Raw genomic sequence first — 22,932 nt, 5'->3', positions numbered from 1 at the left:
GCCCGCATCCACACCGCAGTCAGCAGTCGCCGGCGTTCCGTCGGCTTCCTGAGGTCCCGGGCTGTCCGCGTATGCCGGAAGAGCACTTCGTTTCCACCTGATCTTTCCGATCTTCCTGATCTGAATCAGTCTGCGGAGCCGCCCGGCGTCGGTGCGGTGCTCCCCGCTTTGTGGACGTGCAGCATGTCCCGGTTTCCGGTTGGCCAGGACGTCCTCATTCCGGGCAGTTCCGATCTCCCGAGTGCCCTGCGCGGCTCCCGCCCGCGAAGGAGCCTGCCCATGTCGATGATGCGCGACCTGCGTGCCGCCGTCCGCCCCTCGCTGCGCAAGAGCGTGGCCCCGTACGAGAACGAGGCGCGCTCCTCGTACGACCCCACCCGTGACCCGTCCGCCTGCTCGGCCGTCGTGGACTGTGCCGTCTACCGCGACGGGGCCCGCGTGGAGAGCGGCGACGACTGCCTGACGCCGCGCGAGGCGCGCCTCCAGGTGCGCCGGGACGGCGGCTTCGCCTGGATCGGTCTGCACGAGCCGACCGAGAAGGAGTTCGCCGGTATCGCCGCCGAGTTCGGGCTGCACCCGCTCGCCGTCGAGGACGCGGTCCACGCCCACCAGCGGCCCAAGCTGGAGCCGTACGACGACACGCTCTTCGCCGTGTTCAAGACCATCCACTACGTCGAGCACGCCGAACTGACCGACACCAGCGAGGTCGTGGAGACCGGCGAGGTCATGTGCTTCCTCGGCCGCGACTTCTTCATCACCGTGCGGCACGGCGGACAGGGCTCGCTGCGCGCGCTGCGCCGCCGCCTCCAGGCCGAGCCGGAGCTGCTCGCCAAGGGGCCGAGCGCGGTGCTGCACGCCATCTCCGACCACGTCGTCGACGGCTATCTGGCGGTGGCCGACGCGATGCAGGACGACATCGACGAGGTCGAGACCGACGTCTTCTCGCAGACCGGCAAGGGCGGCCCGCGCGGCACCGACGCCGGCCGGATCTACCAGCTCAAGCGCGAGGTGCTGGAGTTCAAGCGGGCCGTCGCCCCGCTGCGCCGGCCGCTGCAACTGCTGAGCGAGCGGCCGATGCGGCTGATCGACCCCGACATCCAGAAGTACTTCCGTGACGTCGCCGACCACCTGGAGCGCGTCCAGGAGCAGGTCATCGGCTTCGACGAACTCCTCAACTCGATCCTCCAGGCCAATCTGGCGCAGGCGTCCGTCGCGCAGAACGAGGACATGCGCAAGATCACCTCGTGGGCGGCCATCGTCGCCGTCCCGACCATGGTCTGCGGGGTCTACGGCATGAACTTCGACCACATGCCCGAACTGCACTGGCGGTTCGGCTACCCGCTGGTGCTCGCCGTCACCGTCGTCGCGTGCTTCACCATCCACCGCACCCTCAAGCGCAACGGCTGGCTGTAGCTACGCTGACCGCATGACGACTGCCGAACTGCTCGACGCCGCCCTCGTCGAGGAGGCCACCAAGAAGTCCGGGCTCATCTGGGTGCGGGGCACCGACGCCGAGCGGGCCCTGTGGCACGTGTGGCACGAGGGTGCCGCCCATGTGGTCGGCGACGGGCCCGGCGAGCAGCCGCTGCCCGGTCTCGTCGACGGCGGCACCGCCGTGGTCACCGTGCGCAGCAAGGACAAGGGCGGCCGGCTGGTCGGCTGGCGGGCGACGACCGTGGAGCTGGCGCCCGGCACGCCGGAGTGGGAGGCGGCCGTCGGCGAGCTGAAGGGCAAGCGGCTCAACGCGCCGGACGCGGAGACGATGACCGGGCGCTGGGCGCGCGAGTGCCGGGTGCTGCGGCTGGAGCCGGTCGCCGGTGAGGGACCGATTCCGGCGTCCGCGGGGTCGTTGGCCGCCGCGCCGGTGCCGACCTCCGCCATCACCCGGGATGCGGTTCCGGCCGGGCTTCCCCGGCTCCTCGGGCGGCGTGGCGCCAAGCGCCGCTGACGGCCTGCCGGCCGATGGGGGCTGGTCGCGCGGTTCCCCGCGCAGACTCCCCTGGACGAGCGGGGCTCAGGAGTCCGGGAGCTGGCGGCCGTAGTCGACGGTGTCGTCCGACGTCGGCTCGTCCAGTGCGAAGTCGTGTCCCCACTCGGTGAGTTGCAGAGTCCCGGCGCCACCGGCCCGCTCCAGCCGCATCGGATACGCCGTGCCCTCCAGGGACACGTCGAGCGTGCCGCCGGAGCCCTCGTCGCCGGTGAGCGCGATCGTGCGGACCCCTCCGGAGGTGCCGCGGTCGCCCTTGGCGAGGGTGCCGTGCAGGGTGAGCAGCCCGTCGAGCAGTACATCCTTGTCGGTGAAGGTGCTCAGTCGCTTGTACGAGGGATCGCCGGTCGGCACCTTGACGTACTTGCCGTCGAGCTTGTCGCCGGCGGCACCGTCGCTCCGCTCTCCCTCGGCGTGGTCGTCGGAGTGCGACCAGAAGTCGGCGTCCGCCTTGAGGAACAGGTGTTCGTCGACCCGGAGCAGCTGGAACGTGCTGCCGCCCGTCGTCACCGACCCGGTGCCGCCCTCGTCCTTCAGCCGCATGTCGAGCTTGTACGTCTTGCCGCCGCTGACGACGGTGCCGGCCAGCCGGACGGCGTCGGCGCTCCGCGCGGCCTTGACGGTGCGGGACTGGATCGTGTCCGGCTCCAGTTTGCCGACCCCGTTCGTGCCCGCGTCGGGATCGTCACCGCAGGCCGCGAGCCCGGCCGCGAGCCCCGTGCACAGCACGCCGACCATGAGCGTCCTGCGGGTTCGGCGGGCCAGGGGGGAAGCGGTCACGGGCGGTACTACCTCTCGTACGGAAAGGGGCTCGTCGGCAGTACGGCAGCGTACCCGTGGTGTCTGCCGATGCCCGTGCGGGTCCGGGCGGGCGGACGCGCAAAGGCGTGTTCGACTGGTACCGGCTAGCCTGAACCACGGATTGATCACGTACGCGACGAGGAGGGACGGGCGGACATGGCGGGTGGCGCTCCCCGGATCTTCGTCTCGCATCTCGCGGGCATCGCCGTCTTCGACCCGAACGGGGACCAGGTCGGCCGGGTCCGCGATGTCGTGGCGATGCTGCGGGTGGGGCGGCGGCCGCCCCGGGTGCTCGGCCTCGTCGTCGAACTGTCCACGCGGCGGCGCATCTTCCTGCCCATGACCCGCGTCACCGGCATCGAGTCGGGCCAGGTCATCACCACCGGCGTCCTCAACGTCCGGCGCTTCGAGCAGCGGCCCACCGAGCGGCTGGTCCTCGGCGAGATGCTGGACCGACGGGTCCGGCTGGTGGAGTCCGGTGAGGAGGTCACCGTCCTCGACGTCTCCGTGCAGCAGTTGCCGGCCCGCCGGGACTGGGAGATCGACCGGGTCTTCGTCCGCAAGGGCAAGGGCGGCACCTTCCGGCGCAAGGGCGAGGCGCTGACCGTGGACTGGTCGGCCGTCGACGGCTTCTCCCTGGAGGAGCACGGGCAGGGCGCCGAGAACCTGCTGGCGACCTTCGAGCAGCTGCGCCCCGCCGACCTGGCGAACGTGCTGCACCACCTCTCCCCCAAGCGCCGGGCCGAGGTCGCCGCGGCGCTCACCAACGAACGGCTCGCCGACGTCCTCGAAGAACTCCCCGAGGACGACCAGATCGAGATCCTCGGCAAGCTGAAGGAGGAGCGGGCCGCCGACGTCCTGGAGGAGATGGACCCGGACGACGCGGCCGACCTGCTCGGCGAGCTGCCCGAGGACGACAAGGAACGGCTGCTCACCCTGATGCAGCCCGGCGAGGCGGCCGATGTGCGGCGCCTGATGGCGTACGAGGACAGGACCGCGGGCGGCCTGATGACGACGGAACCGATCGTGCTGCGCCCGGACGCGACCGTCGCCGACGCGCTGGCCCGCGTCCGCAACCCCGACCTCTCCCCCGCGCTCGCCGCGCAGGTCTACGTCTGCCGCCCGCCGGACGAGACGCCGACCGGCAAGTACCTGGGCACGATCCACTTCCAGCGGCTGCTGCGCGATCCGCCGTACACGATGGTCAGCTCGATCCTGGACGACGACCTCCAGGCCCTGTCGCCGTCCGCCCTGCTGCCGGAGATCGCCGGGTTCTTCGCCACGTACGACATGGTGGCCGCGCCCGTCGTCGACGAGAGCGGGTCGCTGCTCGGCGCCGTCACCGTCGACGACGTCCTGGACCACATGCTCCCCGACGACTGGCGCGAGCAGGAGTTCCATCTCGCGGGGGACGTGAACCATGGCGACTGAGGAAACGTCCCGGCGCGAAGAGGCGTCGCGCCGCCCCCGCATCCGCCTCGACCAGCCGCGCGCCCCGCGCCGCAGGCTGCTGCCCGAGTACGACCCCGAGGCCTTCGGACGGCTGTCGGAGCGCATCGCCCGGTTCCTGGGGACGGGGCGGTTCATCGTCTGGATGACGGTGATCATCATCGCGTGGGTGATCTGGAACATCACCGCGCCGGAGGATCTGCGCTTCGACCAGTACCCGTTCATCTTCCTGACGCTGATGCTGTCGCTCCAGGCGTCCTACGCCGCTCCGCTGATCCTGCTCGCGCAGAACCGTCAGGACGACCGCGACCGGGTCAACCTGGAGCAGGACCGCAAGCAGAACGAGCGGTCGATCGCCGACACCGAGTACCTGAGCCGGGAGGTCGCCGCCCTGCGGATCGGCCTCGGCGAGGTCGCGACCCGCGACTGGATCCGCTCCGAGCTGCAGGACCTGCTGAAGGAGCTGGAGGAGCAGCGGCGGTCCGTCCCCGAGGACGGCGTATTCCCGCCCGGGCGGGAACGGGCACGTGACGTAGACGACCGCTGACGGGGCTTTCCGCGCCCCGGTTACCGCGCCGTACTATCGGTCGTATGGCTACGGAAGACGCGGTGCGCGAGGCACTCGCGACAGTGAACGACCCCGAGATCCAGCGACCCATCACCGAGCTGGGGATGGTCAAATCGGTGGACATCGGTGCGGACGGAGTCGTCGCGGTCACCGTGTACCTGACCGTCTCGGGCTGCCCGATGCGCTCGACCATCGAGACGAACGTGCGGGAGGCCGTCGCCCGCGTCGAGGGCGTGACCGATGTCCAGGTCACCCTCGACGTGATGAGCGACGAGCAGCGCAAGGAGCTGGCCGCGGCGCTGCGCGGCGGCACCGCCGAGCGCGAGGTCCCGTTCGCCAAGCCCGGCTCGCTGACCCGTGTCTACGCGGTCGCCTCCGGCAAGGGCGGCGTCGGCAAGTCCTCCGTGACCGTGAACCTCGCCGCCGCGATGGCCGCCGACGGTCTGAAGGTCGGTGTCGTCGACGCCGACATCTACGGCCACTCCGTGCCCCGCATGCTGGGTGCCGACGGCAAGCCCACCCAGGTCGAGAACATGATCATGCCGCCGTCCGCGCACGGGGTGAAGGTCATCTCCATCGGCATGTTCACGCCGGGCAACGCGCCGGTGGTGTGGCGCGGGCCGATGCTGCACCGCGCGCTGCAGCAGTTCCTCGCCGATGTCTTCTGGGGCGACCTCGACGTCCTGCTGCTCGACCTGCCGCCGGGGACGGGGGACATCGCGATCTCCGTGGCGCAGCTGGTCCCGAACGCCGAGATCCTCGTCGTGACGACGCCTCAGCAGGCCGCCGCCGAGGTCGCCGAGCGGGCCGGGTCGATCGCGGTGCAGACGCACCAGAAGATCGTCGGCGTGGTGGAGAACATGTCCGGGCTGCCGTGCCCGCACTGCGGCGAGATGGTCGACGTCTTCGGCACCGGGGGCGGCAAGCTGGTCGCCGAGGGGCTGACGCGGACGACGGGTGCCGAGGTGCCGGTGCTCGGGTCCATCCCGATCGACGTGCGGCTGCGCGAGGGCGGGGACGAGGGCAAGCCCGTCGTCCTGTCCGACCCCGACTCGCCCGCCGGCGCGGCGCTGCGCGGCATCGCGGATCAGCTGGGGGGCCGTCAGCGCGGCCTGTCCGGCATGTCGCTCGGGATCACCCCGCGCAACAAGTTCTGAGGCCACGCCGTCGACCGTGCGCGCCCCTGAAACGAGTTCCGCTCGCTCAGGGGCGCGCACGGTCGACGGGCTATGCGTACTCGGCGATGTCCTTCACCACGGAGAACCCCAGACCGTAGGCGCTCATGCCGCGACCGTAGGCCCCGAGATGAACCCCGGCCTGCGTCGACCCGGCAAGAACCCAGCCGTACTCGGACTCCCGGTAGTGGAACTCGGTCGGCACCCCGTCGACCGGCAACGACAGCACGGCCCAGTCCGACGACCGGAGATCGTCCGCGAGGACCCACGCCGTCTCGGTCTGCTGCTCCAGCCAGTCGTCCCGGAGCGTGTGGTCCATCTGCCCGGGCCAGGTGTACGACAGCAGCCCCACCCCGGCGAGCCAGGCCGCCGAGGAGACGGACGTCGCCTCCAGCACACCCGTGCCGTCGGCGCTGCGCCGTACCGGATTGGCGGCGACGGTCACCACGACCGCGAACCGCTCGGTGTCCGCCGTGCCTTCGCTCCGTACGGAGGGCTCGTCACCGTGCCCGATCGAACCGTGCTCGACGGACCCGTCCGCCGTGGTGCCGACCTGCATCAGCCAACGCGGTCCCGTGAAGGCCTCGTCGAGGCCGTACCACGGGAAGGACGCCAGCAGGTATCCGTCGACCGTACGCCGGGCCCCGGGGACCTGACCGGCCCCCTCGGTGGCCGGCGCCTGCGCGCCCACCCGACTCGTCGTCTCCATGTACCCGGCCGCCTCCTCGCTCTCGTACGGACCGCAGCGGCCCGCCCCCCTCGGGCGTTCTCACGTCCGGTCCGCGCAACAACAAGGCAGGATGCCACACCGGGTCCACGGGGCCCGGTTTCGAGAGGTGTGGTTCAGGTCGCGTCGCTGTCGAAGGGCGGCGGCGTCGGCTTCGCCGGCTGCTCCGTCGACTCGGGGCGCTTCTCCAGGTCAGGACCCTTGGTCATGCTGATCCGGCCGCCGGCCGAGGCCCCTGTGGAGGAGGACGAGGCGTCGTCGCGCACGTCACCGACCGTCTGGACGGCGTCGCCGACCTCGGCCATTTCCTTTTTCAGGTCGAAGCCGTTGCGAATCTCCTTGAGCCCCAGTTCATCGCTGTCCAGCTGCTTGCGGATGAACGTCTTGGGGTTCAGGTCCTCGAATTCGAAGTCCTTGAACTCCGGACCCAGTTCATTGCGGATGTCCTGCTTGGCGCTGTCCGAGAACTCACGGATCTTACGGATGGTGCGCGCGACATCCTGAATGACCTGCGGCAGCTTGTCGGGGCCGAAAATGAGCACGGCCAGCACAACAAGCGCTATGACCTCCGGTAGGCCAATGTCGTTGAACACCTTGCACTCCTAGCGTGTCCTCGGCCCGCGGCGGTCTTCAGTAGCAGGTCTTCGGCAGGGTCCGGCAGGGGACCGGTCCACGGTACCCGGCGTACCTGTCTATTTGGTAGCCACTGGGCTACGTCCGGGATCATCTGTGCCGGGACTTGACCGGTCGGCTACCCGTCAGTTGCCGTCGGCCGAACCGAGCACCAGGGACACCTCGCGTTCCTTTCCGTCCCGTTCGACCGCGAGGACCAGTTTGTCCTTGGGGCGGTGGGAGCGGATCCTGACGATCAGTTCCTCGCCGGAGTGCACCCGGACCCCGTCCACCGCGGTGATCACGTCACGCGGCTGGATCCCGGCCCGGGCGCCGGGCCCGCCGGGGCTGACGGACGAGCCGCCGCTGTTGCCCTTGGTGCCCACGCGCGCGCCGTCGCCCGTGTAGTCCATGTCCAGGGTGACGCCGATGACCGGGTGGGTGGCCCTGCCGGTGTTGATCAGTTCCTCGGCGACGCGCTTGGCCTGGTTGATCGGGATGGCGAAGCCGAGGCCGATGGAGCCGGACTGGCCGCCGTCCAGTTCCGCGCCGCCGTCGGCGGAGCGGATGGCGCTGTTGATGCCGATGACCCGGGCCTTGGAGTCGACCAGGGGTCCGCCGGAGTTGCCCGGGTTTATGGGCGCGTCGGTCTGGAGGGCGTCGACATAGCTGACGTCGCTTCCGTCGCCCTTCTCGCCGCCCGCCGTGATCGGCCGGTCCTTGGCGCTGATGATGCCCGCGGTGACCGTGTTGGCGAGGTCGAAGGGGGCGCCGATGGCCACGACCGGGTCGCCGACCTGCACGCTCTCGGAGTTGCCGAGCGGCAGGGGCTTGAGGCCGCGCACGTGGTCGACCCTGATGACGGCGAGGTCGTAGCCGGTGTCGTGCCCGACGACCTTCGCGCGGGCGCTCTCCCCTCCGGCGAACGTGACCGATATCTCACCGCCGGTCCCCGCCGGGTCCACGACGTGGTTGTTGGTGAGGATGTGACCGCGGTTGTCGAGGACGAAGCCGGTGCCGGTGCCCTGCTCCGACGAGCCCTTGGTGTGGATGGTGACGACGCCGGGCAGCGCGCTGGCGGCGATGCCCGCGACGCTGCCGGGCGCCCGATGGGTGGACTCGGCGCCCGCCTGCGGGAGTTCGACGTCCGTCCCGCCGTTGCGCTCCAGGTACGAGCCGATGGCGCCGCCGACTCCGCCGGAGGCCAGCGCGATCAGTACGGCACCGAGCACCAGGCCGCGCCGCCCGCGCCGCGGCCTCGCCCCGACGGGCGCGCCGCTCTGCGACAGCGAGACGGGCCCCGCCCAGGGGTCGTACTGCTGCCAGGGCGCGGCGGGCATCGGAGCCGTCACCGGAACGGGGTGCTGAACCGGGGGCGCGGGCGCCCAGGGTCCCGGCGCCCCGTACGGCACATCGGTGTACTTCTCGCCCGGGGGCTCGGGAGCGGACTCCGGGACGGAGAAGGGACCGGAGGGACCGGAGACCGGAGGGGCGGCGTCCACGAGGGTCTCAGGGGCCGCCACGGCACCCTGAACGGCATCGGGGACGGCGCCGGACGCGTCACCGGACGCATCGGGCCTGTCCGGCCCCCCGAACTTGTCCGGCCCGCCGAACTCGGCCGAGCTGTCGGTCGCGTCGGTCACGCCGGACACGTCGGACCTGCCTGACGCGTCAGCCCCGTCTGCCGCGGGTCCCACGACCACCGGCTCGGGTCCACCGCCGGAGGCCACCGCGGGTGCCGGCAGATGCCAGTCGCCGTCGTCGTCCGCCGGGCGCCCCGTGTCCGGTCGGGGGCGGCTCCACCACTTGGCCTTTGTGGGCTTGCCCTCGTCCATGTCCCGCTGTTCTCCCCGCACCCGGCCCGCGGCACGTCACCGCCGGCTCCCGCCCGCGCAGCCCGGGGCGCTGCCCGGGACGCGGTCTCATCTGGATTGAATCAGGTTCGCAGGGTCCGGCGAAGGGCTGTCGGGCAGGCTCAGCGGGCGGAGGACGGGCGCGAGGAGACCGTCGGCACGGCGGTCGGGGTCGCGGCGAGGGTCGACTCCTCCGCGAGGCCGAGGCCGGTCACCTCGGAGGACGTGTGCGGATTCAGCGCGAGCGAGACCACGGGGACGGTGGCGGCGGGACGTATGAGGGGGGTCATGCGGGCCGCCGCCGAGAGCATCGGGGTGGAGAACGGATAGTCGGCGCTGTCCGCGTGGCCACCCCCCGGCAGCAGCGGGGCGCTCGATCCGGTCGAGGAGACCGGTGCGGCGAGGGCGCCGCCGCTCTGGCCGAGCAGCGGGGAGAGCGACCTGCGGCGCTGGGCCTCGGGCGTCGACGCGGCGCCGGCCGCCTGGCTGCGCAGGGGCGTGACGTTGCTGTTGCCGCCGCCTCCCGTGCCCCGGGCGTCGGAGGTGTCCGAGGGGACGCCGGACGTGACACCGCCCAGCGCGATCGCGGCGAGCGAGACCGCCCCGGCCGCGGCGAACGCGAACCGGCGCCCGCGCGAGGCCCGGTCGTCGTGCCGGTCGCGGCTCACCTCGTGGATGCGGAAGCCGTGCTGCGCGGGGAGCACCGCGGCGTGGGCGCCGGAGGTCACGTGGCGGAAGGGCTCGGCGTCGACGTCGAACACGCCGTTCCCCAAACCTCGGACATTGCCGAAGGCCCGGCCCGTGGCGAAGCCGGCGCCGCCGAACGGTGTCCCGTCGTCGTCCGGGTCACCGCCCGCGGGCAGGCCCTGGAGACGGGCGAGGAAACTGTCGCTGGGCGGCGGCGGGGCCACCTCGGCGAAGACGCTCTTGACGCGGCGCTGCGCGTCGGCCTCGTCCTTGCACCGGGCGCAGGTCGCCAGGTGGGCGAGGACGCGCTCACGGGCGTCGTGGTCCAGCTCGCCGTCGACGAACGCGGCCAGCCTGTCCCCCAGGTGCTGGTCGGCGGCGGCGAGATGGCGGTCGGCAGGATTGAGACGTGATCCACTCACGCGGTCGCGCCCCCTCCTCCGAGGACAGGGATCGCCCCCGTCGTCGCGAGCGTGCGGCGCTCCTTGCGGGCCTCCGGCGAGCGGTGCTGCAGGGCCTTGCGCAGCTGTGAGCGGCCACGGTGGATCCGGCTGCGGACCGTGCCCAGCTTCACGCCCAGGGTCGCGGCGATCTCCTCGTACGACAGTCCCTCGATGTCGCAGAGGACGACGGCGGCGCGGAACTCGGGCGCCAGGGTGTCCAGCGCCTGCTGGACGTCGGCGTCGAAGTGCGCGTCGTTGAAGACCTGCTGCGGGGAGGGGTCGCGGCTGGGCAGGCGCTCGGCGGCGTCGTCGCCCAGGGAGTCGAAGCGGATGCGCTGCTTGCGGCGGACCATGTCCAGGAACAGGTTCGTCGTGATGCGGTGCAGCCAGCCCTCGAAGGTGCCGGGCGTGTACGTCGACAGCGAGCGGAAGACGCGGACGAAGACCTCCTGGGTGAGATCTTCGGCGTCGTGCTGATTGCCGGTCAGGCGGTAGGCGAGCCGGTACACCCGGCCGCTGTGCGTGCTGACGATCTCCTCCCATGTGGGCGGAGTCCACGCCTGAGATTCCGCGTCAGCGGCAAAGGTCGCGGTCTGCTGCGCGGAGTCAGTGGTGCGGAATCGGTCAGCGGTGTTGGTCACAGATTTCGGCTCACCCGCCGACCTGAGAAAGCGCCGCAGCACTCCTCCCCGATCCACAGGCGCAGCCGCACCTCCCCTGTCGGCTCTGGTGGTGTCCAGTGGAGCCCCTACCATAGCCACCTCGCCCGTTAGCTCCGGATAAGCGTTTTTACTCAGATTTGCCGGTCGGCTCCGGGCCACCGGTTCTGTCGCTGTCGCCATCCCGCTCTCCCCCGCTTCGTCCCGCTCTTTCCCCCTGCTCTTCTGAACGCCCGGTCCCATCTGCGAGTTCCCGCCACCAACGGATAAAGTCACGCGCAGGCAACCACGGGGACAGGAGAGGGCCATTACCGGCAACCGGCAGACGAGTTGGGCGTTCGCCGACGCCTTTGTCGCCGAGGACGACGCACTGCGCTGGGCCCGGGACCGGGCCCGGGACGCGGGGCTGCGCTCGGTGTCACCCGGCGCGGGCGCGGCCCTGGGGATGCTCGCTGCCACCGTGGAGGCCAAGGCCGTCGCCGAGATCGGTACGGGCACCGGCGTGTCCGGAATCCATCTCCTGCACGGCATGCGGCCCGACGGCGTGCTGACCACGGTGGATCCGCAGCCGGAGCGGCAGCAGTTCGCGCGGCAGGCGTTCCGGGCGGCCGGCTTCGCCGCGAATCGGGCCCGGTTCATCCCGGGGCGGGCGCTCGACGTGCTGCCACGCCTCGCCGACAGCGGGTACGACCTCGTCTTCTGCGACGGGGACCGGATGGAGTCGCTGGAGTATCTCGCCGAATCGTTGCGGCTGCTGCGGCCGGGTGGGCTGGTCTGTTTCGAGGGTGTCTTCGCCGACGGGCGGACCGTGGACTCGGGGCCGCAGCCGGTGGAGGTCGTGCGGTTGCGCGAGCTGTTGCGGGCCGTGCGGGAGTCTTCGGAGCTGGTGTCCTCGCTGCTGCCCGTCGGAGACGGGTTGCTCTGCGCCGTGAAGCGGTAGGCAGGGGGCGGTCCGGTCGTCTGCGGGCTGCGCGTCCGTCATGGCCGGTCGCGCTGGTCCCCGCGCCCCTGGCGGGACCGTCACCATCCCCGCCGAACAGCTGCGAGCACCCCCTCTCACCTGGTAAAACACGACCGCCCCGGCACCGGATGTGTGCCAGGGCGGTCGAAAAGGTATGGTCGCTTTCGCGTCAGCCGACGACCTTCTTCAGGGCGTCGCCGAGGGCGTCTGCCTCGTCCGGCGTCAGCTCGACCACGAGCCGACCGCCGCCTTCGAGCGGAACGCGCATGACGATGCCCCGCCCCTCCTTGGTCACCTCGAGCGGGCCGTCACCCGTTCGCGGCTTCATGGCCGCCATGCTCGTTCCCCTTCCTGAAACCAGCTCACATCAGCGCCGACGGCCCCCTGAACGGGCACTCATCACCGGCATCGAACACATTGCTTCTAGGCCATTATCCCGCATCGCAGGACCCGATGACCAACATCGGCAGGCATCGCTTGCGCAACGCGCTTGAGCAAAACCACTCAATTCGGGGATGTGGCTGCGATACTACGCCGCTCTCGCGCCTCTTCCGTGACGGAATTGTTTGACGCAGGTCACATGCCGGGGGCGTTCCGCGCGTCGTGTTCTCCGTCATGCTGTGCACGGACGACTAAGCAACCGCATAGGAGGCTCCCATGGCCGACGCCGTGCTCTACGAGGTGAGCGACGGGCTCGCGACCATCACGCTGAACCGCCCCGAGGCGATGAACGCGATGAACACCGAGGCCAAGGTCGCCCTCCGCGACGCGGTGCAGGCGGCGGCCGCCGACGAGGACGTGCGGGCGGTGCTGCTCACCGCGGCCGGTGACCGCGCGTTCTGCGTGGGGCAGGACCTCAAGGAGCACATCGGCTCGCTGATGGCGGACCGGGAGGACGGCCAGGGCCGCACCATGAACACGGTGCGCGAGCACTACAACCCGATCGTGCGGGCACTGACCAAGATGCCGAAGCCGGTCGTGGCGGCGGTGAACGGCGTGGCGGCCGGCGCGGGCTTCGGCTTCGCGCTCTGCGCGGACTACCGGATCGTCGCGGACACGGCGTCGTTCAACACGTCGTTCGCGGGTGTCGCGCTGACCGCCGACTCGGGTGTCTCGTGGACGCTGCCGCGGCTCGTCGGGCCGGGCCGGGCCACGGATCTGCTGCTGTTCCCGCGCACCATCTCGGCGCAGGAAGCCTTCGAGATCGGCGCGGTCAACAAGATCGTGCCCGCCGCCGAGCTGGCGGAGACCGCCCGCAGGCTCGCGCTGCTGCTCGCGTCCGGGCCGACCGTCGCCTACGCCGCGCTGAAGGAGTCGGTCGCCTACGCCGCCGACCACTCCCTCGACGAGGCCCTCGACAAGGAGGACGAGCTCCAGGCGCGGGCCGGGGTCTCCGAGGACCACGCCATCGCGGTGCAGGCCTTCATCTCCAAGGAGAAGCCCAAGTACCTGGGGCGCTAGGGCCTGTCTCTCAGATCCCTCCGTCCGCCCGGAGGGCGGGCCTCGCGGCGTCTGGTGCGTGCTCTCGGCGTGCCGGGTGCGAGGCCTCGTACTGGACGTACTCGGCCTTGTACCTGGTGCGGCGAGAGTGCGTGCCAGGCGTCGCGAGGCAGGAGGGATCTGAGAGACAGGCCCTAGGGCCTGACGGCCGTGCGGGCCGCGCAGTCGGCCAAGTGGTCGTTGACCAGCCCGCACGCCTGCATCAGCGCGTACGCCGTGGTGGGGCCGACGAAGCGCAGGCCCCGCTTCTTCAGCTCCTTGGACAGGGCCTTCGACTCGTCGGTGATCGCCGGTACGTCGGACAGCAGCCGCGGGGCGGGGCGGTCGGCGGCGTCCGGCGCGTAGGACCAGATGAGGCTGTCGAGCTCGCCGGCGGGCCAGTCGGCGAGCACCCGCGCGTTCGACAGCGTGGCGTCGACCTTCGCTCTGTTGCGGATGATGCCGGGGTCGGCCAGCAGGCGCTCGCGGTCGGCGTCGGTGAAGGCGGCCACGTCCGCGATCTTGAAGTGGGCGAAGGCGGCACGGAAGGTCTCGCGGCGGCGCAGGATCGTGATCCAGGACAGCCCGGACTGGAAGGCCTCCAGGCTGAGCCGCTCGAAGAGCGCGTCGTCGCCGTGGACCGGGCGGCCCCACTCGGTGTCGTGGTACGCGACGTAGTCCTCGGTGGACAGGCCCCAGGGGCAGCGCGGCTTCCCGTCGGGTCCGGGGATCGCGGCACCGGTCGGCTCGCTCACCGGTGCCCCTCCCCCGGCTCGTCCAGATATCCGCCGGGCGGGGCGAAGCCGCTGTCGGGCCGGCGGTCGAACGGCTGCTGCCGGCTCTGCGCGTGGGTCGAGGCGAGCGCCGACTCCAGCTCGGTGATGCGGGCGTCCCGCTCGGCGAGCTCCGCGCCGAGACGGTTCAGCGCGTCGTCGACCTCCGCCATGCGGTAGCCGCGCACGGCGGTCGGCAGCCGCAGCGCGTCCACGTCGGCGGGGCCGACGGGGCGGTCGTGCGGCAGCGGGTCCGCGTAGAACTGGGACGGTTCGTCGCGCAGTGTGCCGCCGTCGCCTCCGCCGACGATCGCGAGTGTCACCGCCGCGACCACCACGACGAGCGCGGCGACCAGAAACAAGAACATGACCATCTGTGCCGTCCCCTGGCTCGACCGGGTCGGTCTGCACGCGACCCGGAACCGTCAGGGTCCGATCGTGCCATGCCGCACTGACGGTTAAGGTCGCAGGCGACCGTTGATACGTGATTGCAGTGGGATCCAGAGGAGAGTCACAGGGATGCTCAGGCTGGGCCGGCACGAGTTCGCCGCGCACGAACCGGTGATCATGGCGATCGTGAACCGGACCCCCGACTCCTTCTACGACCAGGGCGCCACGTTCCGGGACGAGCCCGCGCTCGCGCGGGTCGAACAGGCCGTCGCCGAGGGCGCGATGATCGTCGACATCGGCGGGGTGAAGGCCGGTCCCGGCGAGGAGGTCGACGCGGCGGAGGAGGCGCGGCGCACCGTCGGTTTCGTGGCGGAGGTGCGGCGGCGCTTCCCCGACGTGATCATCAGCGTCGACACCTGGCGGCACGAGGTCGGCGAGGCCGTGTGCGAAGCGGGCGCGGACCTGCTGAACGACGCGTGGGGCGGCGTCGACCCGAAGCTCGCGGAGGTCGCGGGACGCCACGGGGTGGGCATCGTGTGCACGCACGCGGGCGGCGCGGAGCCCCGTACGCGGCCGCACCGGGTCACGTACGACGACGTGATGGCGGACATCCTGGACGTGACGGTCTCGTACGCGGAGCGGGCGGTGTCGCTCGGCGTGGCGCGCGAGTCGGTGCTGATCGACCCGGGCCACGACTTCGGGAAGAACACGCGTCACTCGCTGGAGGCGACGCGCCGCCTTCCGGAGATGGTGGAGACGGGCTGGCCGGTGCTCGTGTCGCTGTCCAACAAGGACTTCGTGGGCGAGACGCTCGACAAGCCGGTCAAGGAGCGGGTCATCGGGACGCTGGCGACGACGGCGGTGTCGGCGTGGCTGGGCGCGCAGGTCTACCGGGTGCACGAGGTCGCGGAGACGCGGCAGGTGCTGGACATGGTGGCGTCCATCGCGGGCCACCGGCCCCCGGCGGTCGCCCGCCGGGGACTGGCGTGACCGCGCGTCAGACCGTCACTTTCCGGTCTCCTTGGTGACCAGCGTGATGGCCTCTTCCACGTCGTCCGTGACGTGGAACAGCAGCAGGTCGGCCTCGCTGGCCTTGCCCTGGGCGATGACCGTGTTCTTCAGCCAGTCGACGAGTCCGCTCCAGTACTGCGTGCCGAACAGGACGATCGGGAAGCGCGTGACCTTGGTGGTCTGGACGAGGGTGAGCGCTTCGAACAGCTCGTCCAGGGTGCCGAGGCCGCCGGGCAGCACGACGAATCCCTGGGCGTACTTCACGAACATCGTCTTCCGCACGAAGAAGTAGCGGAAGTTCAGACCGAGGTCGACGTACTGGTTGAGCCCTTGCTCGAAGGGCAGTTCGATGCCGAGGCCGACCGAGATGCCCTTGGCCTCCACGGCGCCCTGGTTGGCGGCCTGCATGGCGCCGGGACCGCCGCCGGTGATGACCGCGAAACCGGCCTCCACCAGCGCCTTTCCGATCTCGACGCCCGCCGCGTACTCCGGCGAGTCCTGCGGTGTGCGGGCGGAGCCGAACACACTGATCGCGGGCGGCAGTTCGGCGAGCGTGCCGAAGCCCTCGATGAACTCGGACTGGATGCGCAGCACCCGCCAGGGGTCGGTGTGCACCCAGCCCGACGGGCCCTCCGTGTCGAGCAGACGCTGGTCGCTCGTCCCGGGCTGGACCTGGTCACGGCGGCGGACCACCGGTCCCGTCCGCTGCTCCTTGGGACGTCGCGTGCCCTCGGGGTTGCTCATTGTCCGCTCCCTTCCTGCGCAGTCATCACGCACTTACGTAGAGCAAGGGTAGGTCTACGCGGGTTACGGACGAGGGACCTCGGCGTATCAGGGAGCGGTGAGCCAGGAGGCAAGGACCTTCTCGGCCTCCAGGATCAGCCGGGTGTCCACGCGCTCGTCGATCTTGTGGGCGTAGATCGGGTTGCCCGGTCCGTAGTTCACCGCGGGGACGCCGAGGGCGCTGAAGCGGGAGACGTCGGTCCAGCCGAACTTGGGGCGCGCCTCGCCGCCGACGGCGGCCAGGAAGGCGGCGGCCGCGGGGTGGGTGAGGCCGGGCCGGGCGCCGCCGGTGTGGTCGTCGACGATGAACTCGTCGATGGGGCAGCCGGCGAAGAAGTCGCGGACGAACCGCTCGGCCTCCTCCATGGAACGGTCCGGGGCGTAGCGGAAGTTGACCGTGACGGCGCAGGCGTCGGGGATGACGTTCTTGGCGAGCCCGCCCTCGATGGCCACTGCGTTCAGGCCCTCGTGGAACTCCAGGCCGTCGACGACCGGCTTGCGCGGCTCGTAGGCGGCGAGGCGCTCCAGGATCGGGGAGGCGGCGTGGATGGCGTTCCTGCCCATCCACGCGCGCGCGGAGTGCGCCCGTTCGCCCGACACCTTCAGGATGACGCGAAGCGTGCCCTGGCAGCCGCCCTCGACCAGGCCCTCGGTGCCCTCCAGGAGGATCGCGAAGTCGCCCTCCAGCCAGTCGGGGTGGGCGTCGGCCACATGCCCCAGGCCGTTGAGGTGTGCGGCGACCTCTTCGTTGTCGTAGAAGACGAAGGTGAGGTCGCGGTTGGGCTCGGTGAGGGTCTGCGCGATGCGGAGCTGGACCGCGACGCCCGACTTCATGTCGCTGGTGCCGCAGCCCCACAGGGTGACGCCGTCCTCGTCCAGGCGCGAGGGCACGTTGTCCGCGATCGGGACCGTGTCGATGTGGCCGGCCAGGATGATCCGCTCGGCGCGGCCCAGGTTCGTCCGCGCGACCACGTTGTTGCCGTACCGCTCGACGGTGAGGTGCGGCAGGGCGCGCAGGGCCTCCTCGACGGCGTCCGCGAGCTCTTTCTCGCTGCCGCTGGGCGAGGCGAAGTCGACCAGCTGGGCGGTGAGGCGGGCGGCGTCCTGAGTGAGGTCAAGCGTGCGATCCATGCCGCCGATCCTAGACGGGCGGTGTCCGGCCGCCGTCGCCCGTCCTGTCGGTGGGCTCCAGTACCTTGGTCGCGTGCCTGGGCCCCCCTCCCCCGTGCGGCGCGGCCGTCTGCCGAGGATCGGCGCGTCCGTCGTCGTGCTGCTCGCCGTGGCCGCTTACGTGGCCGTGCAGTACGCCACCGGCGGCCGTCCCGCGCCGAGGTGCACGGTGACGTCGGCCCATGGCGGCGGGATGTCCTACGTGTTCACGTCCGAGCAGGCGGTGAACGCGGCGACGATCGCCGCGGTGGGCACCTCCCGCGGCATGCCCGAGCGGGCCGTCACCATCGCGCTGGCGACGGCACTCCAGGAGTCGGGCCTGCGCAACATCGGGTACGGCGACCGGGATTCGCTCGGCCTGTTCCAGCAGCGCCCCTCCGAGGGCTGGGGCACCGAGCGGCAGGTCATGGACCCGGTGCACGCGGCGGAGCGGTTCTACGCGCGCCTGGAGAAGATCCCGGGCTACTCGCGGCTGCCGCTGACCGTGGCCGCCCAGCGCGTGCAGCGCAGCGGCTATCCGCAGGCGTACGCGAAGCACGAGCCGGACGCGACGCTGCTCGCCGCCTCCCTGACCGGGCGGGCCGCCGCCTCGCTGACCTGCGAGGGCCGGCCGAGCGGTGTCGAGGCGACGCGGACCGGCGATCCCGCGCGCGTGAAGGCGGCGCTCGTCCGGGACTTCGGCCGGGAGGTGGCCCCGCTGCCCGGGAGCGGGCCCGCGGTGCGGATCCCGGTGCCCGCCGCCCTGGACTCCACCGCGGGCGGGGAGCGGCGGCGCGGCTGGGAGGTGGCCCAGTGGGCGGTGGCCAACTCGTCCGCGTTGCACGTCGAACGCGTCTCCTACGCGGGCCGGGTGTGGACCGCCGGGGAAACCGGGCAGAAGTGGCGCACGGCCCCGAGGACGTCGACGCCGGCAGCCGTCGACGAGGTCCGAATCGCCACTGGGCAGTAGTGCGGGCTGTCACCCGATAGGGGCACGCGGCTCTCGTCCGGCGGACACCGTGGACGCACGCGCGGGCGGACCCCGGCGCAGGCCGTGATCCCCTTGGGACAAGGGGCTTCCGGCCGGTTTTCGGGCTCGTGCGCACGGCGGCGTTTGCCCGTTTTTATCCGCAGCAGATTATGCGACGCATTACCAACCCTTTACGTTGCCGACCCGCAACCTTCCCGGGGCGTCGGCCTGTTGTCTGAGCGTCCGACCGCCGCACGGCAACAGGCGCCGCACGGTGATCGGGCACCAAACGTTCTCTCCCGTCTAAGGAGCATCATGTCCCTCCCCCTGACCCGTCGGATCGCCCAGGCCGCGCTGCTTCTTGCGGCAGGAGCGGCACCCGTGGTCGGTGCGGCCGGCTCCGCGAACGCTGCCGAACTGCCGGCCACGCCGGACCTCGGTGGTGTGACCGCGCTGGACGGCGCGAACCTGGGCAACACCGTCGACGGAGCGACCCAGAGCGCCACCGGCATGGCCGGCGACACCGGGAGCAAGGCTGTGAAGAAGGCCGTTCCGGCGGCCGGCAAGACGGTCGGCAAGGGCGCCAAGACCGCGGCCCCGGCAGCGCAGAAGGCCGCGGGCGACCTGGCCGGCAGCACCGGTGACGTGGTCGGCGACACCGCCGGCACCGCCACCAAGGGCGGTCTGCCCACCGACTCCCTGACCAAGGGCGGCCTGCCGACCGAGTCCCTCCCGGTCCAGAGCCTGCCGCTCGGCTGAGTCGCGCGCCGATGACGAAGGGGCGCCCCGGATCCGTGAACCGGTCCGGGGCGCCCCTTCGTCGTGGTGCGGGGACGTGTCAGGCGAGCCGGTCCACGGCCGCCCGGATCCGCTCGTCGGAGGCGGTCAGGGCGACGCGCACGAACGTGTCCCCCGCCTCGCCGTAGAAGTCGCCGGGCGCCACCAGGATGCCCAGCTCCGCGAGATGGGCGACGGTGTCCCAGCAGGACTCCCCGCGGGTCGCCCACAGGTACAGGCTGGCCTCGCTGTGCTCGATGCGGAAGCCGTGCTTCAGCAGGGCCTCGCGCAGCAGTTCGCGGCGGGCCGCGTAGCGGGCGCGCTGGTCGTGGACGTGGTCCTCGTCGCCGAGCGCCGCGACGACGGCCGCCTGCGTCGGGGCGGAGGTCATCATGCCGCCGTGCTTGCGGATCTGGAGCAGCGGGTCGAGGACCGCGGCGTCACCGGCCAGGAACGCCGCCCGGTAGCCGGCCAGGTTCGACCGCTTGGACAGCGAGTGCACGGTGACCAGACCCTCGTACGAACCGCCGTTGACGTCCGGGTGCAGGATCGAGACCGGGTCGGCCTCCCAGCCCAGCTCGATGTAGCACTCGTCGGAGAAGATCAGGATGCCGTGCTCGCGGGCCCAGGCGACGATCCGGGTCAGCTCGTCCTTGGTGAGTACCCGGCCCGTCGGATTCGACGGAGAATTGAGCCACAGCAGCTTGATGCCCGTGGGGTCCAGCTCGGTCGGGTCGTCGTAGGAGACGTACTCGGCGCGGGCGAGGCGTGCGCCCACCTCGTACGTCGGGTAGGCCAGGCGCGGGTAGGCGACCTTGTCGCCGGGGCCGAGGCCCAGCTGCGTCGGGAGCCAGGCCACCAGTTCCTTGGAGCCGACGACCGGCAGCACGTTGTGGTGGGTGAGACCGCGGGCGCCGAGCCGGCGCTCGCACCAGGAGACCAGCGCGTCGCGCAGCTGCGGCGTGCCCCAGACCGTGGGGTAGCCGGGCGAGTCCGCCGCGTCGATCAGGGCCTTCTGGATCAGCTCGGGCACCGGGTCGACGGGCGTGCCGACGGACAGGTCGACGATGCCGTCCGGGTGCGCGGCGGCCGTCTTCTTGTACGGCTCCAGCTTGTCCCAGGGGAAGGTCGGAATACGGTCGATGGGGGCCGGGACTGCGGACACCTGTCAGCTCACTTCTTTCACGACAATGGTGGACAAATGCCACGGCCCCGTACGGCAGTGGAAGCCGTACGGGACCGGGGCAGCGCCTGTGCGTACCGCTCGCGCGGTTACTGGTTCTGCGGCGGCAGAGCGGCGATGAACGGGTGGTCCTTCTCGATCAGGCCCATCTTCGAGGCACCACCGGGCGAACCGAGCTCGTCGAAGAACTCGACGTTCGCCTTGTAGTAGTCCTTCCACTCCTCCGGAGTGTCGTCCTCGTAGAAGATCGCCTCGACCGGGCAGACCGGCTCACAGGCACCACAGTCGACGCATTCGTCCGGGTGGATGTACAAGGACCGGGAGCCCTCGTAGATGCAGTCGACCGGGCACTCCTCGATGCACGCCTTGTCCTTGACGTCGACACAAGGCTGCGCGATGACGTAGGTCACGCTGTCGTTCCTCCTCGATAGGGCGCTGGCGGGCCTCCACAGGCTCCGCCGCCTGGCGCGCGGGAGCGCGGCGTCGTCGATGCCCGCACCTAGTATCTCCGTTCCCGGCCATGATCCGAACAGGAGGGGTGGGCCTAGCTGTGGAATTCACTGCTGGCGGACGGCTCGAAGTCCGCATCTCGGGCGATGACGTGGGAAAACGCGTGTCTGTACGACGGGTGAGCGAGAACGGGCCCGCGGGTCGGAAATTCACCGACACCGTCGGTGTTCTCACATCGTGGAACAGCGGTGTGCTGCTCATCACACGAAGAGACGGCGAACGGGTCACCGTCGAGGAGTCCTCGCTGGTCGCGGGAAAGGTGGTGCCCGCCGAACCGGCCCGGCGCCGGGGACCCGCCGCGACCTTCGCCGAACTGACCCACGTCTGCGCGCGGGCCTGGCAGCCGCTGGAGAGCGAACAGCTGGGCGAATGGCGGCTGCGGGCCGCCGAGGGCTACACCAAGCGGGCCAACTCCGTGCTCCCCGTGGGCGACCCGGGCGTTCCGCTCGACGAGGCGCTGGCGTACGTCCATCAGTGGTACGCGGCCCGGGGGCTGCCCGCCTACGCGCAGGCGGCCACCGGCGCCGAGGGGACGCAGGAACCGCTCTGCGCCGAGCTGACCGCACGCGGCTGGACGGACGAGACGCCGACCGAGGTGCGGATCGCCGCGCTGGCCCCGGTCGGGGACGGGCCCGACCCCGGCGCTGAGGTCGTGCTCGCGCGGCAGCCGTCGGTGGAATGGCTCGCGCGCTACCAGCGCAAGGGGGCGAGCGAGGTCGCCCTCAAGGTGCTGTGCGCCGGTCCTTCGGTGTGGTTCGCGACCGTGCCGGGCGAGGGCGGGGTGCCCGCCGCGATCGGGCGGTGCGTGGTCGACGGACGGTGGGCCGGGTTCGGTGCCGTGGAGGTCGACCCTGCGCAGCGGCGCCGCGGCCTCGCCACGAAGGTCATGACGGCGCTCGCGCGGCAGGCCCTCGACGAGGGCGCCTCGGCCGCCTGGCTCCAGGTGGAGGCGGACAACGAGGGGGCGCGCGCCCTGTACGACCGCATGGGTTTCGCCACGCATCACTCCTACCGCTACTACCGTGCACCGGAGCACCTGGACGGCACCGGCGGTGCTGTCCACCGCCGTGCCCGCTAATCGATCGGCCTGAGAGGGCACGAGGCACGTATGTCCCCGCACCTGTCCCCCCGTTCCACCGAACTGCGGCGCCGGTTCGCCGAGGAGGCCCGGGCCGAGCGGCCCGACCTCGCGCGCCTGTGTCTGCTGCTGGCCGCCGAGGCGGACGGCTCGCTCGACGAGGCGGGCATGGACGCCGTGGAGATCGAGCTGGACGAGCTGGCCGGGCGGCTGCCGTTCCGGCCGGGCGGGCCGCGCGCCTGGGCGACGGCGCTGGCCGAACTGCTCGGGGCGCAGCTCGGGTTCCACGGGGTGCCGGGCGACTACCAGCGGCTTGAGTCGTCGCTGCTGCACGAGGTCGTGCGGCGGCGGCGCGGCCTGCCGATCCTGCTGTCCGTGGTGTGGATGGAGGTGGCCCGGCGGGCCGGGGCGCCGGTGTACGGCGTGGCGCTGCCGGGGCACTTCGTGGTCGGATTCGGGCCCACGGAGCATCAGGTGCTCGCCGATCCGTTCGACGGCGGGCGGGTGCTGGCCGGGTCCGACGCGGAGTTGCTGGTGGCCGGGGCCACCGGGGCGCCGCTGGACCCTTCCATGCTGCGGCCCGCCGACCCGCTGGAGGTCGTGCTGCGGATCCTGAACAACGTACGGGCATGGGCGGCGACGCGGCCGGAGCGGTCGGACGTGTCGCTCTGGGCCGTGGAGTTGTCGCTGCTGTTGCCCTCGCACCCGGCGCGGTTGCGGTACGAGCGGGCGCAGTTGTTGGTGCGGCGGGGGGAGTTCGTGGTCGGGGCCGCCGAGTTGGAGGCGTATGCCGAGGTGGTCGGCGCGGTGGACGCTGCCGCTGCCGAGCTGGTTCTGGGGCAGGCCCGGGCTGCTCGGGCCATGTTGAACTGACCCGGCCGCTCGTCTGCCGTCGTCTCTTCGACGC

25 protein-coding genes are annotated in these 22,932 nt (G+C 71.5%); 12 read left to right on the top strand and 13 right to left on the bottom strand.

The genetic code is table 11. From position 1 onward, the window contains the following. Positions 1-279: 279 nt before the first annotated feature. Together ABII15_RS25245 and ABII15_RS25240 are read left to right on the top strand one after the other, a co-directional pair. Entirely contained in the window at positions 280-1,413 is a 1,134-nt protein-coding gene (locus ABII15_RS25245) for a magnesium and cobalt transport protein CorA (RefSeq protein WP_353944577.1), read from the top strand. 13 nt (positions 1,414-1,426) lie between these two features. Further along, on the top strand, positions 1,427-1,948 hold the full coding sequence (locus ABII15_RS25240) for a hypothetical protein (protein ID WP_353944576.1): 522 nt from the start codon (positions 1,427-1,429) through the stop codon (positions 1,946-1,948). Positions 1,949-2,014: 66 nt separating this feature from the next. On the opposite strand, the gene ABII15_RS25235 is transcribed toward ABII15_RS25240, so the two are convergent. Next, positions 2,015-2,725: a hypothetical protein gene (locus tag ABII15_RS25235; RefSeq protein ID WP_353947191.1), complete on the bottom strand. Its 711-nt coding sequence runs from the start codon at positions 2,723-2,725 to the stop codon at positions 2,015-2,017. A 219-nt stretch (positions 2,726-2,944) separates the two neighbouring features. Here ABII15_RS25235 and ABII15_RS25230 point away from each other — a divergent pair, with 219 nt between their 5' ends. Genes ABII15_RS25230 through ABII15_RS25220 form a run of 3 tightly spaced genes read left to right on the top strand, consistent with a single transcriptional unit; the run spans position 2,945 to position 5,962 of the window. Continuing rightward, a complete protein-coding gene (locus ABII15_RS25230) occupies positions 2,945-4,219 on the top strand; it encodes a CBS domain-containing protein (protein ID WP_353944575.1) in 1,275 nt (424 codons plus the stop codon). Next, positions 4,209-4,784 (top strand): DUF1003 domain-containing protein, encoded by a 576-nt coding sequence (locus ABII15_RS25225; protein WP_353944574.1) that lies wholly within the window; start codon positions 4,209-4,211, stop codon positions 4,782-4,784. The genes ABII15_RS25230 and ABII15_RS25225 overlap by 11 nt, the downstream gene beginning before the upstream one ends. A 44-nt stretch (positions 4,785-4,828) precedes the next feature. Continuing rightward, on the top strand, positions 4,829-5,962 hold the full coding sequence (locus ABII15_RS25220; RefSeq protein WP_353944573.1) for an Mrp/NBP35 family ATP-binding protein: 1,134 nt from the start codon (positions 4,829-4,831) through the stop codon (positions 5,960-5,962). A gap of 70 nt (positions 5,963-6,032) precedes the next feature. Here the strand turns inward: ABII15_RS25220 and ABII15_RS25215 are convergent, their stop codons facing one another. The 5 genes from ABII15_RS25215 to sigE form a co-directional block, all read right to left on the bottom strand. Beyond that, positions 6,033-6,689 carry a hypothetical protein gene (locus ABII15_RS25215; RefSeq protein ID WP_353944572.1) on the bottom strand — a complete coding sequence of 219 codons (657 nt, stop codon included), beginning with the start codon at positions 6,687-6,689 and terminating at the stop codon, positions 6,033-6,035. A 134-nt stretch (positions 6,690-6,823) separates the two neighbouring features. Continuing rightward, positions 6,824-7,300 (bottom strand): sec-independent translocase, encoded by a 477-nt coding sequence (locus ABII15_RS25210; RefSeq protein ID WP_353944571.1) that lies wholly within the window; start codon positions 7,298-7,300, stop codon positions 6,824-6,826. A 165-nt stretch (positions 7,301-7,465) separates the two neighbouring features. Further along, positions 7,466-9,154 (bottom strand): trypsin-like peptidase domain-containing protein, encoded by a 1,689-nt coding sequence (locus tag ABII15_RS25205; protein ID WP_353944570.1) that lies wholly within the window; start codon positions 9,152-9,154, stop codon positions 7,466-7,468. 140 nt (positions 9,155-9,294) lie between these two features. Beyond that, positions 9,295-10,281 carry a zf-HC2 domain-containing protein gene (locus tag ABII15_RS25200; protein WP_353944569.1) on the bottom strand — a complete coding sequence of 329 codons (987 nt, stop codon included), beginning with the start codon at positions 10,279-10,281 and terminating at the stop codon, positions 9,295-9,297. After that, a complete protein-coding gene (gene sigE, locus ABII15_RS25195; RefSeq protein WP_353944568.1) occupies positions 10,278-11,057 on the bottom strand; it encodes an RNA polymerase sigma factor SigE in 780 nt (259 codons plus the stop codon). The genes ABII15_RS25200 and sigE overlap by 4 nt, the downstream gene beginning before the upstream one ends. A 145-nt stretch (positions 11,058-11,202) precedes the next feature. On the opposite strand from sigE, the gene ABII15_RS25190 reads away from it, so the two are divergent. Beyond that, positions 11,203-11,901 (top strand): O-methyltransferase, encoded by a 699-nt coding sequence (locus ABII15_RS25190; protein WP_353947190.1) that lies wholly within the window; start codon positions 11,203-11,205, stop codon positions 11,899-11,901. A gap of 190 nt (positions 11,902-12,091) precedes the next feature. Here the strand turns inward: ABII15_RS25190 and ABII15_RS25185 are convergent, their stop codons facing one another. Continuing rightward, complete coding sequence (locus ABII15_RS25185; protein ID WP_003966491.1) at positions 12,092-12,259, bottom strand: DUF3117 domain-containing protein; 168 nt, start codon at positions 12,257-12,259, stop codon at positions 12,092-12,094. Between the two features lie 320 nt (positions 12,260-12,579). Between ABII15_RS25185 and ABII15_RS25180 the strand changes: the two genes are divergently transcribed. Then, a complete protein-coding gene (locus ABII15_RS25180) occupies positions 12,580-13,383 on the top strand; it encodes an enoyl-CoA hydratase-related protein (protein WP_353944567.1) in 804 nt (267 codons plus the stop codon). Positions 13,384-13,556: 173 nt separating this feature from the next. Here ABII15_RS25180 and ABII15_RS25175 read toward each other — a convergent pair whose 3' ends face one another. Next, entirely contained in the window at positions 13,557-14,156 is a 600-nt protein-coding gene (locus tag ABII15_RS25175; protein ID WP_353944566.1) for a DNA-3-methyladenine glycosylase I, read from the bottom strand. Then, positions 14,153-14,548 (bottom strand): DivIVA domain-containing protein, encoded by a 396-nt coding sequence (locus tag ABII15_RS25170; RefSeq protein WP_353944565.1) that lies wholly within the window; start codon positions 14,546-14,548, stop codon positions 14,153-14,155. The genes ABII15_RS25175 and ABII15_RS25170 overlap by 4 nt, the downstream gene beginning before the upstream one ends. A 145-nt stretch (positions 14,549-14,693) precedes the next feature. Here ABII15_RS25170 and folP point away from each other — a divergent pair, with 145 nt between their 5' ends. After that, positions 14,694-15,554 carry a dihydropteroate synthase gene (gene folP, locus ABII15_RS25165; protein ID WP_353944564.1) on the top strand — a complete coding sequence of 287 codons (861 nt, stop codon included), beginning with the start codon at positions 14,694-14,696 and terminating at the stop codon, positions 15,552-15,554. 15 nt (positions 15,555-15,569) lie between these two features. On the opposite strand, the gene ABII15_RS25160 is transcribed toward folP, so the two are convergent. Next, positions 15,570-16,319: a TIGR00730 family Rossman fold protein gene (locus ABII15_RS25160; RefSeq protein WP_111666445.1), complete on the bottom strand. Its 750-nt coding sequence runs from the start codon at positions 16,317-16,319 to the stop codon at positions 15,570-15,572. 87 nt (positions 16,320-16,406) lie between these two features. Next, a complete protein-coding gene (gene dapE, locus ABII15_RS25155) occupies positions 16,407-17,489 on the bottom strand; it encodes a succinyl-diaminopimelate desuccinylase (RefSeq protein ID WP_353944563.1) in 1,083 nt (360 codons plus the stop codon). A gap of 73 nt (positions 17,490-17,562) precedes the next feature. On the opposite strand from dapE, the gene ABII15_RS25150 reads away from it, so the two are divergent. Then, entirely contained in the window at positions 17,563-18,477 is a 915-nt protein-coding gene (locus tag ABII15_RS25150; RefSeq protein WP_353944562.1) for a heavy metal transporter, read from the top strand. Positions 18,478-18,792: 315 nt separating this feature from the next. Further along, a complete protein-coding gene (locus ABII15_RS25145; protein WP_353944561.1) occupies positions 18,793-19,236 on the top strand; it encodes an ATP-binding protein in 444 nt (147 codons plus the stop codon). A 79-nt stretch (positions 19,237-19,315) separates the two neighbouring features. On the opposite strand, the gene ABII15_RS25140 is transcribed toward ABII15_RS25145, so the two are convergent. Together ABII15_RS25140 and fdxA are read right to left on the bottom strand one after the other, a co-directional pair. Then, the gene (locus ABII15_RS25140) at positions 19,316-20,419 is read right to left on the bottom strand and encodes a bifunctional succinyldiaminopimelate transaminase/glutamate-prephenate aminotransferase (protein WP_353944560.1); all 1,104 of its coding nucleotides are present in this window, start codon (positions 20,417-20,419) and stop codon (positions 19,316-19,318) included. Positions 20,420-20,526: 107 nt separating this feature from the next. Continuing rightward, complete coding sequence (fdxA, locus tag ABII15_RS25135; protein WP_111666449.1) at positions 20,527-20,847, bottom strand: ferredoxin; 321 nt, start codon at positions 20,845-20,847, stop codon at positions 20,527-20,529. Positions 20,848-20,987: 140 nt separating this feature from the next. Between fdxA and ABII15_RS25130 the strand changes: the two genes are divergently transcribed. Beyond that, positions 20,988-22,025 carry a GNAT family N-acetyltransferase gene (locus ABII15_RS25130; protein WP_353944559.1) on the top strand — a complete coding sequence of 346 codons (1,038 nt, stop codon included), beginning with the start codon at positions 20,988-20,990 and terminating at the stop codon, positions 22,023-22,025. Between the two features lie 30 nt (positions 22,026-22,055). Continuing rightward, on the top strand, positions 22,056-22,898 hold the full coding sequence (locus tag ABII15_RS25125; protein ID WP_353944558.1) for a transglutaminase-like domain-containing protein: 843 nt from the start codon (positions 22,056-22,058) through the stop codon (positions 22,896-22,898). The last annotated feature ends 34 nt before the right edge of the window (positions 22,899-22,932 follow it).

This window comes from Streptomyces sp. HUAS MG91 (assembly GCF_040529335.1).
GTDB classification, from domain to species: Bacteria; Actinomycetota; Actinomycetes; order Streptomycetales; family Streptomycetaceae; genus Streptomyces; species Streptomyces tabacisoli.
This window is presented reverse-complemented; position numbering and strand designations above follow the sequence as displayed.

Coding starts and splice junctions, on each gene's coding strand:
- ABII15_RS25245 (WP_353944577.1), top strand. CDS start 280: ATGTCGATGATGCGCGACCTGCGTGCCGCCGTCCGCCCCTCGCTGCGC.
- ABII15_RS25240 (WP_353944576.1), top strand. CDS start 1,427: ATGACGACTGCCGAACTGCTCGACGCCGCCCTCGTCGAGGAGGCCACC.
- ABII15_RS25235 (WP_353947191.1), bottom strand. CDS start 2,725: ATGGTCGGCGTGCTGTGCACGGGGCTCGCGGCCGGGCTCGCGGCCTGC.
- ABII15_RS25230 (WP_353944575.1), top strand. CDS start 2,945: ATGGCGGGTGGCGCTCCCCGGATCTTCGTCTCGCATCTCGCGGGCATC.
- ABII15_RS25225 (WP_353944574.1), top strand. CDS start 4,209: ATGGCGACTGAGGAAACGTCCCGGCGCGAAGAGGCGTCGCGCCGCCCC.
- ABII15_RS25220 (WP_353944573.1), top strand. CDS start 4,829: ATGGCTACGGAAGACGCGGTGCGCGAGGCACTCGCGACAGTGAACGAC.
- ABII15_RS25215 (WP_353944572.1), bottom strand. CDS start 6,689: ATGGAGACGACGAGTCGGGTGGGCGCGCAGGCGCCGGCCACCGAGGGG.
- ABII15_RS25205 (WP_353944570.1), bottom strand. CDS start 9,154: ATGGACGAGGGCAAGCCCACAAAGGCCAAGTGGTGGAGCCGCCCCCGA.
- sigE (WP_353944568.1), bottom strand. CDS start 11,057: ATGGTAGGGGCTCCACTGGACACCACCAGAGCCGACAGGGGAGGTGCG.
- ABII15_RS25185 (WP_003966491.1), bottom strand. CDS start 12,259: ATGGCGGCCATGAAGCCGCGAACGGGTGACGGCCCGCTCGAGGTGACC.
- ABII15_RS25180 (WP_353944567.1), top strand. CDS start 12,580: ATGGCCGACGCCGTGCTCTACGAGGTGAGCGACGGGCTCGCGACCATC.
- ABII15_RS25170 (WP_353944565.1), bottom strand. CDS start 14,548: ATGGTCATGTTCTTGTTTCTGGTCGCCGCGCTCGTCGTGGTGGTCGCG.
- folP (WP_353944564.1), top strand. CDS start 14,694: ATGCTCAGGCTGGGCCGGCACGAGTTCGCCGCGCACGAACCGGTGATC.
- ABII15_RS25160 (WP_111666445.1), bottom strand. CDS start 16,319: ATGAGCAACCCCGAGGGCACGCGACGTCCCAAGGAGCAGCGGACGGGA.
- dapE (WP_353944563.1), bottom strand. CDS start 17,489: ATGGATCGCACGCTTGACCTCACTCAGGACGCCGCCCGCCTCACCGCC.
- ABII15_RS25145 (WP_353944561.1), top strand. CDS start 18,793: ATGTCCCTCCCCCTGACCCGTCGGATCGCCCAGGCCGCGCTGCTTCTT.
- ABII15_RS25125 (WP_353944558.1), top strand. CDS start 22,056: ATGTCCCCGCACCTGTCCCCCCGTTCCACCGAACTGCGGCGCCGGTTC.